Origin of the sequence: Stenotrophomonas sp. (genome assembly GCF_032103445.1) — a bacterium.
In the GTDB taxonomy this organism is placed as follows: Bacteria; Pseudomonadota; Gammaproteobacteria; order Xanthomonadales; family Xanthomonadaceae; genus Stenotrophomonas.
In genome coordinates this window covers 1-12627 of sequence record NZ_DAMDFR010000089.1, presented here as the reverse complement: position 1 = coordinate 12627, position 12627 = coordinate 1, and the positions used below count along the sequence as shown (strand labels likewise).

Genomic DNA, 12627 nt, shown 5'->3' with positions numbered 1-12627 from the left:
GTGCGGGCGGGGCCGGTGGCGGCGGCGGAACGGCGGCCACCAGCCGCAGCGGAGCCACGCCGACCAGCACGAACAGCGCGGTCACTCCCACCGAGACCACACGCGGCAGCGTGGCGGTCTGCTGCAGGGTCAGCAGGCGACGCTTCAGGCTGCGGAAGTTCGGCGATGCGCTTGCAACGCCGACCGCCGGGCGAGGGGCCACCCCAAGCTGCACCAGCAGACGACCGTAGTCATGGCGGCAGTGCCCGTGGCCGGCCACCACCGCGCTGTCGCAGGCCTCCTCGCGGGCCAGCGAATACTCGCGGGCCGCCAGATGCACCAGCGGGTGGAAGAACAGCAGATGCTGCGCCAGCGCCGGCAGCAGGCCCCACCACAGATCACGGCGCTGCAGGTGCACCAGCTCATGGGTCAGCGCCATGTCCAGGTCGTCAGCGGCCATCGTTGGCAGCTCGCGCGCCGGCAGCAGCAGCACCGGGTTCCACGGCCCGATCAGCTGCGGCGAACGAATCTGAGCGGAAATCTTCAGCTGCGGCGCACGCGCCAGGCCATGCGCTTCGGCTGCCAGTTGCAGTGCCTGCTGCAGGCCATCGTCAGTGCACGGCGCGGCATTACGCACCAGCGCCCTACTCTGCCGGTAGGCGTGCACGCTGCGCACCAGCATCAGCAGCACGCCCGACGCCCACAGTGCGAACACCAGCAGCGGCCATGCCGGAGCGTCTGCCGCCGGAACCAGCGCGAAGCTGGAGGGCAGCGCGGTTTCGACTGCCATCGGGGCCAGCGCCGAGGCCTGCTGCAGCATCGGCTGCGCGGCCATCACGGCGGTGTTGATGTCAGGAGCCGGTAGCACCGCCAGTTCCAGCGGGCTGCTCCACACCAACCCAAGCACGGCCTGCAGCGCCACCAGCCACCAAAGACGGCACCGCGTAGCGGCGGGCAGGCGTGGCAGCCACCGGCACACCGCCCACACCAGCGCCACCAGCACCACACTCTGCAGGCTGGTCCAGCCCAGCCGCACCAGCAGTTCCGTCATCATCGTTTCCATCGCTCAGCCCTCCCGCCGACGCGACTGCAGCTGGGCCACCAGGGCTTCCAGCTCAGCCAGTTCCTGATCACTCACTTCCGCCTTGTGCGACATGAAGGCCACGAACGGGGATACCGAGCCCTGCAGGGTCTTTTCCACGAAGCTGGCCACCGCGCCCTGCACCACCGTGTCCTGTTCCCCGGTGGCGGCGTAGCGGTAAACCCCGTCCACCTGCTCGCGGGTCAGGTATGCCTTGCTGCGCAGGCGCTCCATCATCGTCAGCACGGTCGACCTTGCCAGCCCGCGCGCCTCGCCGAAGCCGGCGGCCACTTCGCCGACACTGGCCGTTTCCTGTTCCGCTACGTACTGCAGCAGGGCCAGTTCCTGGTCCCCGATGGTTTTCCCACGCATGACACGCTCCGATGACTACACGTGTCGCCACCATGCCCGTGACTACAACTGTCGTCAAGTGCCGGAGGATCCCAGCCGACGAACGGTCAATGCGCGCTTTGGTAGAGCCGGGCTTGCCCGGCTGCTCCTCACCCGTGCGGCCCGCCCATCACCGGCAACACCACGCCACTGATGTAGCTGGCGGTCACCGGCGAGGCAAGAAACACGTAGGCCGGCGAAAGCTCTTCCGGCTGCGCGGCACGCCCCATGTCGCTGTTCTTCCCGAATTCGGCCACATCAGGTGCCTGCTTGTCGGCAGGATTCAGCGGCGTCCACACCGGACCGGGAGCCACGGCGTTGACGCGAATCCCGCGCGGCAGCAACTGACTGGCCAGGGCCATGGTGAACGCATGGATCGCCCCCTTGGTCGAGGAATAATCGATCAGCGACTTGCTGCCGAACAGCCCGGTTTCAGAACCGGTGTTGATGATGCAGTCGCCCTCTTCCAGATGCGGCAGTACCGCACGCGCCATCTGGATGTAGCCGCCGATGTTGGTCTGCAGGGTTTCCTGCAGGTGTGCGTCTTCCAGATCCTCCAGGCGGTGGCAATGCAGCTGGAAGGCCGCGTTGTTGACCAGGATGTCGATGCCGCCAAGGGCCTTGGCAACTTGCTTCACTGCCTTGTTGCAGAACCGTGGGTCGCGCACGTCGCCGGCAATCACCACGCAGCGGACACCCTCGGCCTCGACGTGCTGGCGCGTGATCTCCGCATCCTCGGCTTCGTCCAGATGCAGCACCGCGACATCGGCACCTTCGCGGGCGAACAGCACTGCGACCGCGCGGCCGATGCCGGAATCGGCCCCGGTGATGATGGCACGCTTGCCCTGCAGCTTGCCGCTTCCCACGTAGTCCGGGGCAAGGAATCTTGGGGCAAGCTGCAGTTCGTGTTCATTGCCGGGCTTGGCAAGGTGTTGGGCGGGCATCTTCTCCGGCTGGGTACGTGCGCCCGCCTGGGTCGGCTTCTTCGCGGCTTTTTTCGCGGCGCGCGCATCCTTGGCCTTCTCCTGGTCCTGCAGTCGACGCTGGCGCGAGGCGACACGGGCGGCACGAGGATCTTCGGCCGCTGCCTTTCGCGTAGCGGTCTTCACTACGGGGGTGCGCTTGCCTCCCTTCTGGGTGTCTGCAGACGGTGCGGGCTTGCTTACGCGCTTGCGGGTCTTCTTGGCAGTCGCCATGGATTGCTCCTCCGGTTCAGCGGTCAAACGGTGCACGGTCAGTGGGACCGGCGGCGTGGCGGGCGCAATGCGCGCAGCAGAAGGTGATGCCATCGGCTTCCACCCCATGGCCGATCACGATGCATTGGCAATGCGCACAGCGCGGAGCGAAGGCATGGATGGCGCATTCAAAGGAATCGAAAGTGCCGGTGCGGCCAGCCTGGGTCACGGTGAAGCTTTTGTCGTACTCGTTGCCACAGACGTCACAGAGCGCCATGACCTTCTCCCGCTGCATTAGGAGCGTCCCAGTCTGCGGATCCAGGGGGACAGCGGGGGTGAATGACGTGTGCGGGTACTGTGCAGATGTTCATCTGCTGCATACGGCAGACGCGGCACGCTTTGATCCTGAACTCAGGGAGTCTGCCACCATGCTTCGTACGATCTTTTCTGCTGCCGCGCTGGTAGCTCTGACGGCCTGCAGCACGTCCCAGGTCGCCAGTGTTCAACCCATCGACGGCGTGATCTCGGGCCAGTGCCACGTGGACAAGGTCCGCGGCGCAGTCGGGCTGGCCGCCTCGGATGCCACCGTGGAACGCGCCCGGGTGGACAGTGACAGCCTGCAGGTACAGGTGATCGGGTCGCGTCACGCCGAAACCGGGGCGACCGCGAGTGGGGTGGCCAATCCTTCGCCGGGGGCGGAAAGTGGTGGCGAGCGGTTGACCATTGAGACTGGGCGGACCAACAACATTACGGCGGTTTATTGCGGTTAAGAGCAGCCGGGCAAGCCCGGCTCTACGGTTTGGTCACTCTCCGTGCGCTGCGCAGGAAGCGCAGGGTGGCCGCCTCCCATTGGCGTTCCCCGCGCAGGCCGGCCAGCTTGGCCAGGCTGCCGGCGCGCCAGCCTTCGAACACACTGGGGTCGATGTAGGCCTTGCGGCACACCGAAGGCGTGTTGCCCAGCAGGGTGGCTACCTCGCACACCACCTGCTTCTGCAGCGCCGCCAAGGCGCGCTCGCTGGGCTTGTCCGGCAACTCGGTAGCGGCGAACTGTTTCAGCGCGGCCACGGTGCCGCCCCAGGTGCGGAAGTCCTTGGCGCTGAAATCCTCGCCCATGGCCTCGCGCAGGTACGCGTTGACCTGCCCCGAATCCACCGGCTGCAGGGTGCCGTCGTCATCCCGGTACTGGAACAGCGCCTGCCCGGGCAACTGCTGGCAGCGCCGGATCAGTTCGACCAGCCGCTTGTCGTCGATCTCCACATCCTGCACCTGGCCCGACTTGCCACGGAAGTGCATGCGCGCTCGCCCACCCCTGACCAGCGCCAGGTGGTGGTTGCGCAGCGTGGTCAGCCCATACGAACGGTTGTCGCGGGCGTACTCGGGGTTGCCTACCCGCACCAGGGTGTCGGCCAGCAGCGAGATCACGATGGCCAGCACTTTATCCTGCGGAAAGCCGAGCAGCTTCATGTCGCGGCGCAGCCGTCGCCGCAGCGCGGGCAACGCCTTGCCGAAGGCAATCACGCGGTCGAACTTGCCGTCGCCGCGCACCCGCGCCCAGTCGGCGTGATAGCGATACTGCTTGCGCCGGCGCGCATCGCGGCCGGTGGCCTGCAGATGGCCGTTGTCCAGCGCACAGATCCACACGTCGGTATACGCCGGCGGAATCGCCAGCGCGCGGATCCGCGCCAGCGTGGCTGCATCGCGCACCGCATGCCCGTCAGCATCGCGGTAACTGAAGCCTTTACCGGCACGACGGCGGGCAATGCCCGGCTGCTCGTCGCTGACATAGCGCAGGCCGGCGGCGCGGGCGGCCTGGGCTTCGGGAGTGACAGTGTGTCGGACAGGCATGGACAGACATCGGAACCGGGAAGGTCAGTGTCGTGACCGCGTTGCCTCCGGCGCGTCAATAACAGAAGACAAACACCTCACACCCGGGTTGGCGATATGCTCCATGGCTTCCTGGTCTTCCACTTTCCGGAGTCTCGATGTCGTCTCTGTCTTCCCGCGCCCCCCGTTCGTTCCGTCCCCTGCTGATGGGAGCGGCTCTGGTTCCCGCCCTGCTGCTGCTCGGTGCCTGCAAGGCCCCGCCGATGGACGAGCAGGAAGCGGCCACCGCCCACGCCCAGAAGGCAGCCGAAGAAGCCTCCGCACCGGCACCGGCAGAAGCAGGCAAGGCCACCGAGGCACCGCCAGTCGGCAACTGCGACGCCACCCAGGTGCAGAGCCTGATCGGCCAGACCTGGAGCGACGGCATGGAAGGCCAGGCGCAACAGGATGCGGCCGCCAAGCAGGTGCGCGTGCTGCACCCCACTGACGTGACCACGATGGAGTTCCTGGGCGAGCGCCTGAACGTGGAAGTGGATGACAAGAACGTCGTCACCGGCGTGCGCTGCGGCTGAATTGGGGCGGGTTTCCAGCGGCGTCTGCAGCTGTTCTCAGCGCCGCTGGTTTCGAGTGCAACCGTGTATTGCGGCGTCGCAGCAACTGTGATCTAGTCGAAACATCCGGTGCCTTCAGCTGCGCTCAAACGGACTGAGCGGGGACGACTGTCGCCGCTCACCCGACTTTGAGGCAGACATGGCCCCCCGCAACCGCCAAGGGCTTTACGACCCGCAAGACGAACGCGACGCCTGTGGTTTTGGCATGGTCGCGCAGCTCGACGACCAGCCGTCCCGCTTGCTGGTCGATACCGCTATTGCCGCGCTCTCGCGCATGACCCATCGCGGTGGCGTCGCCGCCGACGGTTTGACCGGCGACGGCTGCGGCCTGTTGCTGCGCCGTCCCACCGTGTTCCTGAAAGCCCTCGCCGCCGAAGCCGGCCTGACCCTGGGTGCGCAGCACGCCGCCGGCGTGGTGTTCCTGCCACACGACGAAGCCGCTGCCGCACAGTGCCGCAACACGTTGGAACAGACCCTGCGCGACGCCGGCTGCCAGCCGCTGGGCTGGCGCGTGGTGCCGACTGACCCGAGTGTCTGTGGCCAGCTGGCGCGCGACACCCTGCCGCATATCGAGCAGTTGTTCGTCGATGCGGGGCCCGGCCAGGACGAGGCTGGGTTCACCCTGGCGTTGTTCCTTGCGCGCCGCCGCAGCGAGCAGCAGCTGCGTGAGCACGCCGATTTCTACGTCACCACGCTGACCCCGAACGCGATCAGCTACAAGGGCATGGTGCTGCCGGACAAGCTGAGCCGGTTCTACCCGGACCTGCAGCGCAGCGACCTGGCGTCCAGCGCGATCGTGTTTCACCAGCGCTTCTCCACCAACACGCTGCCGCGCTGGCCGCTGGCGCACCCGTTCCGCATGCTCGCCCACAACGGCGAGATCAACACCATTGAAGGCAACCGGCGCTGGGCGCAGGCGCGCAGCAAGGTGTGGAAGACGCCGCGCTTCGACATCGCCGAGTTCGACCCGGTGATTTCGATGCACGGCTCGGATTCGCAGAGCCTGGACAACATGCTGGAGCTGATGGTCAGCGCCGGCATGGAGCTGATCCAGGCGCTGCGCATCCTGGTGCCGCCGGCGACCCAGTCGCTGGAGTTCAAGGACGCCGATCTCGCCGCGTTCTACGAGTTCTATGGGCTCAACAGCGAGCCGTGGGACGGCCCGGCCGGCATCGTCGCCTGCGACGGCCGCTATGCCGCCTGCACGCTGGACCGAAATGGCCTGCGCCCGGCGCGCTGGATGCTGACCTCCGACCGCCACTTCCTGGTGGCCTCCGAAGCCGGCGTGTGGGAAGTGCCGGCCGAGCGCGTGGTGCGCAAGGGCAAGCTGGGTCCGGGCGAGATGATGGCCATCGACCTCAAGCGCGGTGACCTGCTCGACTCGGACGCCATCGACCGCATCAACCGCGGCCGTGCCCCGTACAAGCAGTGGCTGCAGCAGGGCGTGACCTACCTGCAGACCGAGCTGATCGACCCGTCGCTGGTGGAAGAGCCGTTCGACGAACGTACCCTGCGCAGCTACCACAAGCTGTTCCAGCTCAGCACCGAGGAAGTGGAACAGGTGCTGCGCCCGCTGGCCGAAACCGAGCAGGAAGCCACCGGCTCGATGGGCGACGACACCCCGATGGCGGTGCTCAGCCAGCACAGCCGTCCGCTGTACGACTACTTCCGCCAGGCCTTCGCGCAGGTGACCAACCCGCCGATCGACCCGCTGCGGGAAGACTGCGTGATGTCGCTGACCACCCAGCTGGGCAAGGAGACCAACATCTTCCATGCCGGCGCGGAGACGGTGAACCACGTCATCCTCAATTCGCCGGTGCTCAGCCAGCGCAAGCTGCGCCAGCTGCTGAAAATGCCGCAGTACACCGACCGCAACCGCCTGATCGACCTGTCGTACAGCCTGGAAGAAGGGCTGAAGGCCGGCATCGAACGCATCTGCGCGGAAGTCGAAGCGGCCGCGCGCGAAGGCATCGTCATGCTGCTGCTCAGCGACCGCTACCCGGTGGCCGACCGGCCGATGGTGCATGCACTGCTGGCCACCAGTGCGGTGCATCACCACCTGTCCAACGTCGGTCTGCGCTGCGACGTCAACCTGATTCTGGAAACCGGCACCGCGCGCGACCCGCACCACATGGCGTGCCTGCTCGGCTTCGGGGCCACCGCGGTGTATCCGTACCTGGCCTACCAGACCCTGTTCGACCTGGGCCGGCGCGGCATCCTGCAATTGAAGAAGGGCGGCGAGCAGTCGCAGATCGGCCGCAGCTACCGCAAGGGCATCTACAAGGGCCTGTCCAAGATCATCTCGAAGATGGGCATCTGTACCGTGGCCAGCTACCGCGGCGCGCAGCTGTTCGAGATTGTCGGGCTGGACGATGAAGTGGTCGATCTGTGCTTCCCGGACACCGCCTCGCGCGTGGCCGGTGTGGGCTTTGCGCGCCTGGATGACGAAGCGCGCGAACTCACCGTACGTGCCTGGAACGACCTGCTGCATCCGGACGTGGGCGGCCTGCTCAAGTACGTGCACGGCGGCGAATACCACATGTACAACCCGGACGTGGTCATGACCCTGCAGCGCGCGGCGCGCAGCGGTGATGCGGCGGACTGGCAGCGCTACTGCGAAGCGGTGCACGGCCGGCCGGTGTCGGCGCTGCGCGATCTGCTGCAGCTCAAGGCCGCACCGACGCCGACGCCGCTCAGTGAGGTGGCCCCGGCCGAAGACCTGTTCCGTCGTTTCGACACCGCCGCAATCAGCTTGGGCGCACTGTCGCCGGAAGCGCATGAAGCGCTGGCGATTGCGATGAACCGCCTGGGCGGGCGCAGCAACTCCGGCGAAGGCGGCGAAGATCCCGCGCGCTACGGCACCGACAAGCGCAGCAAGATCAAGCAGGTGGCCTCGGGCCGCTTCGGGGTCACCGCCGAATACCTGGTCAACGCCGAAGTGCTGCAGATCAAGGTCGCGCAGGGGGCCAAGCCCGGCGAGGGCGGCCAGCTGCCGGGGCACAAAGTCAACGAGCTGATCGCGCGGCTGCGCTATGCCAAGCCGGGCATCGGCCTGATCTCGCCGCCGCCGCACCACGACATCTATTCCATCGAAGACCTGGCCCAGCTCATCTACGACCTCAAGCAGGTCAACCCGAGCGCACTGGTGTCGGTGAAGCTGGTCAGCCATGCCGGCGTGGGCACCATTGCCGCCGGCGTGGTCAAAGCCGGTGCGGACCTGATCACGGTGTCCGGCCATGACGGCGGCACCGGAGCCAGCCCGGTCAGTTCCATCCGCTATGCCGGCGTGCCGTGGGAGCTGGGCGTGGCCGAGTCGCACCAGGCGCTGGTGGCCAACGACCTGCGGGAACGTACCCTGCTGCAGACCGACGGTGGTCTGAAGACCGGCCTGGATGTGATCAAAGCCGCGTTGCTGGGTGCGGACAGCTTCGGCTTCGGTACCGCGCCGATGATCGTGCTGGGCTGCAAGTACCTGCGCATCTGCCACCTCAACAACTGCGCCACCGGTGTCGCCACCCAGGATGACCGCCTGCGCGCGCAGTACTTCACCGGCCTGCCGGAACGCGTGGAGAACTTCTTCCGCCTGCTGGCCGAGGAAGTGCGCGGCTGGCTGTCGTACCTGGGCGTGCGTTCGCTGGATGAAATCGTCGGCCGCACCGACCTGCTGCAGCAGCTGGAAGTCGCCCCGCGCCCCGGCGTGAAGGTCGACCTGGGCCGTCTGCTGAAGCCGGCGTCGTTCCCGGGCAGCCACTGCGCCGCGCAGCGCTTGTACGAATGGCCCGACAGCCTGGCCACGCAGATGGACGGCCTGCTGGCTCCGGCCATTGCCGGCAAGCTGGGCGGCGAACACCGCTTCCTGATCCACAACACCGACCGCTCAATCGGCACGCGACTGTCCGGTGCCATTGCCCGCGCGCACGGCAACCAGGGCATGAGCGAAGCACCGCTGACCCTGCGCTTCCGCGGCACCGCCGGGCAGAGCTTCGGCGCGTTCAACGTCGGCGGGCTGAACCTGGAGGTGGAAGGCGAAGCCAACGACTACGTCGGCAAGGGCATGGCCGGTGGTCGCCTGGTGGTGCGCCCACCGCGTGGCGCACGCTTCGAAGCACGCAACACAGCGATCATCGGCAACACCTGCCTGTATGGCGCGACGGGCGGCGAGCTGTTCGCTGCGGGCCGTGCCGGCGAACGCTTCGGCGTGCGCAACTCCGGCGCACTGGCGGTGATTGAAGGCGCAGGCGACCACTGCTGCGAATACATGACCGACGGCATCGTGCTGGTGCTGGGCAAGGTCGGGCTGAACTTCGGGGCCGGCTTCACCGGTGGCCTGGCCTATGTGCTGGATATCGACCGCGATTTCGTGGACCGCTACAACCACGAGCTGATCGACATCCATCGCATTTCCGCCGAGGGCTTCGAGAATCACCGGCAGCACCTGCATACGCTGATCAGCCGCCACCGCGAGCTGACCGGCAGCATCTGGGCGCAGCAGATTCTCGACGAGTTCCGCGATTACGTCGGCAAGTTCTGGCTGGTCAAACCGAAGGCCGCCAGCATCGAGTCGCTGACCGAATCGCTGCGCCGCGCCGCCTGATCCACCCCTCATGCATGTAGCGCCGGGCTTGCCCGGCCTTCCTGGACACCGCACGATGAGCCGCAAGCAAGCCTTCCAATTCCTCGACCTGCCCCGCACCATGCCGCAGCGCATTCCGGTGGAGCTGCGCACCTCCGGCGACTGGGGCGAGCTGTACGGCGCGTTCGGCAAGGAAGACGCGCAATACCAGGCCGGTCGCTGCCTGGATTGCGGCAACCCGTACTGCAGCTGGAAGTGCCCGGTGCACAACGCCATTCCGCAGTGGCTGCAGCTGGTGCAGGAAAACCGCATCCACGAAGCGGCCACGTTGTGCCACTCCACCAACCCACTGCCGGAAGTGTGCGGCCGGGTCTGCCCGCAGGACCGCCTGTGCGAAGGCAGCTGCACGCTGGAGGAGTTTGGCGCGGTCACCATTGGCGCGGTCGAGAAGTACATCGTCGACACCGCACTGGCCACCGGCTGGACGCCTGACCTGGCCGCGGTGGAATCCACCGGCAAGCGGGTGGCGGTGATCGGGGCCGGCCCGGCCGGCCTGGCTTGCGCCGACCGGCTGGCCCGTGCCGGCGTTCAGGCGGTGGTGTATGACCGCTACGAACAGATCGGCGGTCTGCTGCAGTTCGGCATTCCCAGCTTTAAGCTCGACAAGGCGGTGATCAGCCGCCGCCGGCACGTGCTGGAAGGCATGGGCGTGCAGTTCCGGCTGGGCGTGGAGATCGGCCGCGATATCGAAATGGACACCCTGCTGGCCGAGTACGACGCCGTGTTCGTCGGCACCGGGGCTTACCGTTATACCGATGGCGGCCTGCCGGGCCAGGATCTGAAGGGCGTGCTGCCGGCGCTGCCGTTCCTGGTCCAGAACAGCCGCATCGTCAGTGGCGACGACCCGAAGGGCCGGCCGATTGCCGGCTGGGAAGACCAGATGGCGCTGCCGGATCTGGAAGGCAAGCGCGTGGTGGTGCTGGGCGGCGGCGACACCGGCATGGACTGCGTGCGCAGCGCGGTGCGGCTGGGCGCGGCACGGGTGACCTGCGCCTACCGCCGCGACGAGGCCAGCATGCCCGGCTCCGCGCGTGAGGTGGCCAATGCCCGCGAGGAAGGCGTGCGCTTCCTGTTCAACCGCCAGCCGCTGTCGATCGAAGCCGGCGCGGATGACGAAGTGATTGGCGTGACCGTGGTGGAAACCCAGCTTGGCGAGCCGGATGCGCAGGGCCGTCGCAACGCGGTGGCCATTGAGGGCAGCGAATCGCTGCTGGAGGCCGACGTGGTGATCATTGCGTTTGGCTTCTCGCCGAGCGCACCGGCCTGGCTGACCGCGCAGGGCGTGGAGGCCGGGAACAACGGCCGCATCGTGGCCGGCGGCGCGGGTCGTCTGCCGTATCAGACCGCGCACCCGAAGCTGTTTGCCGGTGGCGATGCGGTGCGCGGGGCGGACCTGGTGGTGACGGCCGTGGCCGAAGGGCGGGATGCCGCGGCGAGCATCGTGCAGCTGGTGTGCGCGTGATCGCCTGTCATCAAGCCGCGCTGGACAGCAACGGTCCCACCCGCACCCCGGCGCGTTCAATCTCCAACGCCAGCAGCAGCTCAATCTCATCCAGCTGATCGCGGATGCGGCCGTTGCTGGCGTCATCGCCATGGTCGTGGCCGATATGCGCGTCCAGCATGCGCGCCAGCCCGGCCAGCAGCACATCGGCATCGCCCGTGCTGGCGTGGCGCAGCAGGCGGCCCAGGGCGCGGATGCGGGCGCTGCGGTTGGCGGCGAGGGCCTTCACGGACGGGTCGATGGGGGGAACGGCGACGGTCATGGCAGGGGTGTCCTGATTGACGGTTGGGAGGGCGTCAATGTCGGTTGTGGCCTGTTTTGGGGCTATGCAACTTTTACGAAAAGGTGTGAAGGCCGTGGGCAGCCACGCAGGGCGTGGCTCTACGTCGGGTTTGGAAACACCCGTAGAGCCACGCCCTGCGTGGCTGCGACGCATCCGATTCGCCCTACACTGTCGGGCATCACATCCCCAAGGACGCCCCATGCGCATCGGCCTGGCCGCCAACCGTCTGCACCACCATGACAAGCACGCCGCGCTGTTCCGCTGGCTGGGCCCCTGTGAGGCAGGCCTGCGCGAACTGGGCGTTGAACTGCATGCGGTGGGACGCACTTACGACGCCATCCAGCGCCTGGGCTTCCTCAAGGACCTCCCGGCCCTGCACCGCTACCCCAACGGCCGCGAGGGTGGCCTGATGAAGCTGGTGGCCGAGGTGGTGGGCATGGGCACGCCCGAGCGCACCCTGGACGGCGCGATCTACCTGATGGACCCGGTCGATCCGTCCTCGGTGTTCCCCGAAGCCACCGCGCTCAAGCGCCAGTGCGTGATCCACGGCAAGCCGTTCATCTCCACCGTTGCCACCGCGCGCGACTGGATCGAGGTGGAACGGGTGCATGCGGGGCTCGTGGCAGACCCGGGCGCGAACGACCTGCATGCGTTTGAACAGCAGACCCTGGCGTTGATCGCCCACGATGCGATGAAGCCGGCCATGCTGGCTTTTGCCGACGAACATTTCGACGTGTTGGCGCGTTTCAAGCACCGCGTGGGCACCGGCACCACCGGGCAGCGGCTGAACGAACTGGCCTGGAGCAAAGGCTGGCCGCAGGACCAGGAATGGGTGACCCGTTACCAGAGCGGCCCGATGGGCGGCGACGCGCAGATTGCCGACCGGGTGCTGGAAGGCCGCTGCCAGCGCGCGATTTTCTTTGAGGACCCGCATGTGGCCCGCCAGCATGAAGCCGATATCCAGCTGCTGGAGCGCGCGGTGACCACGGTGACCGACCAGGCGGTATGCATCACCGCCCCGCGCGTAGCCGCGCGCTGGGCACAGGCCGCAGCAAAGCGCGCAGGGTGACGCGGCGGGACGGTACCGCATGCCGTCGTAGAGCCACGCCCTTGAGGTGACCCCCAGAACTTGGACACCTGTCCAATTTTG

Annotated in this window: 11 protein-coding genes; 5 read left to right on the top strand and 6 right to left on the bottom strand. The window is 67.3% G+C overall.

The genetic code is table 11. From position 1 onward, the window contains the following. From RT551_RS19750 to RT551_RS19735, 4 genes are all read right to left on the bottom strand, one after another. Positions 1-1042 (bottom strand): M56 family metallopeptidase (locus tag RT551_RS19750; RefSeq protein WP_313461673.1); only part of this gene is annotated, 1042 nt, incomplete at its 3' end. 3 nt (positions 1043-1045) lie between these two features. Then, a complete protein-coding gene (locus RT551_RS19745; protein ID WP_313461670.1) occupies positions 1046-1432 on the bottom strand; it encodes a BlaI/MecI/CopY family transcriptional regulator in 387 nt (128 codons plus the stop codon). A gap of 128 nt (positions 1433-1560) precedes the next feature. Then, entirely contained in the window at positions 1561-2646 is a 1086-nt protein-coding gene (locus RT551_RS19740; RefSeq protein ID WP_313461667.1) for an SDR family oxidoreductase, read from the bottom strand. A 16-nt stretch (positions 2647-2662) separates the two neighbouring features. Next, entirely contained in the window at positions 2663-2902 is a 240-nt protein-coding gene (locus RT551_RS19735; RefSeq protein WP_313461665.1) for a hypothetical protein, read from the bottom strand. Positions 2903-3053: 151 nt separating this feature from the next. Here RT551_RS19735 and RT551_RS19730 point away from each other — a divergent pair, with 151 nt between their 5' ends. Continuing rightward, positions 3054-3395 (top strand): hypothetical protein, encoded by a 342-nt coding sequence (locus RT551_RS19730; protein WP_313461662.1) that lies wholly within the window; start codon positions 3054-3056, stop codon positions 3393-3395. A gap of 22 nt (positions 3396-3417) precedes the next feature. On the opposite strand, the gene RT551_RS19725 is transcribed toward RT551_RS19730, so the two are convergent. Next, positions 3418-4470: a DNA topoisomerase IB gene (locus tag RT551_RS19725; protein WP_313461659.1), complete on the bottom strand. Its 1053-nt coding sequence runs from the start codon at positions 4468-4470 to the stop codon at positions 3418-3420. 185 nt (positions 4471-4655) lie between these two features. Between RT551_RS19725 and RT551_RS19720 the strand changes: the two genes are divergently transcribed. From RT551_RS19720 to RT551_RS19710, 3 genes are all read left to right on the top strand, one after another. Beyond that, positions 4656-5021 carry an I78 family peptidase inhibitor gene (locus tag RT551_RS19720; RefSeq protein ID WP_313461676.1) on the top strand — a complete coding sequence of 122 codons (366 nt, stop codon included), beginning with the start codon at positions 4656-4658 and terminating at the stop codon, positions 5019-5021. Between the two features lie 178 nt (positions 5022-5199). Then, complete coding sequence (gene gltB, locus RT551_RS19715) at positions 5200-9654, top strand: glutamate synthase large subunit (RefSeq protein WP_313461657.1); 4455 nt, start codon at positions 5200-5202, stop codon at positions 9652-9654. Positions 9655-9709: 55 nt separating this feature from the next. Further along, positions 9710-11155, top strand: coding sequence for an FAD-dependent oxidoreductase (locus RT551_RS19710; protein ID WP_313461654.1), 1446 nt, complete (start codon positions 9710-9712; stop codon positions 11153-11155). Between the two features lie 10 nt (positions 11156-11165). On the opposite strand, the gene RT551_RS19705 is transcribed toward RT551_RS19710, so the two are convergent. Then, entirely contained in the window at positions 11166-11456 is a 291-nt protein-coding gene (locus RT551_RS19705) for a hypothetical protein (RefSeq protein WP_313461651.1), read from the bottom strand. A 220-nt stretch (positions 11457-11676) separates the two neighbouring features. Between RT551_RS19705 and RT551_RS19700 the strand changes: the two genes are divergently transcribed. Next, a complete protein-coding gene (locus RT551_RS19700; RefSeq protein WP_313461650.1) occupies positions 11677-12546 on the top strand; it encodes a methylglyoxal synthase in 870 nt (289 codons plus the stop codon). Positions 12547-12627 lie beyond the last annotated feature (81 nt).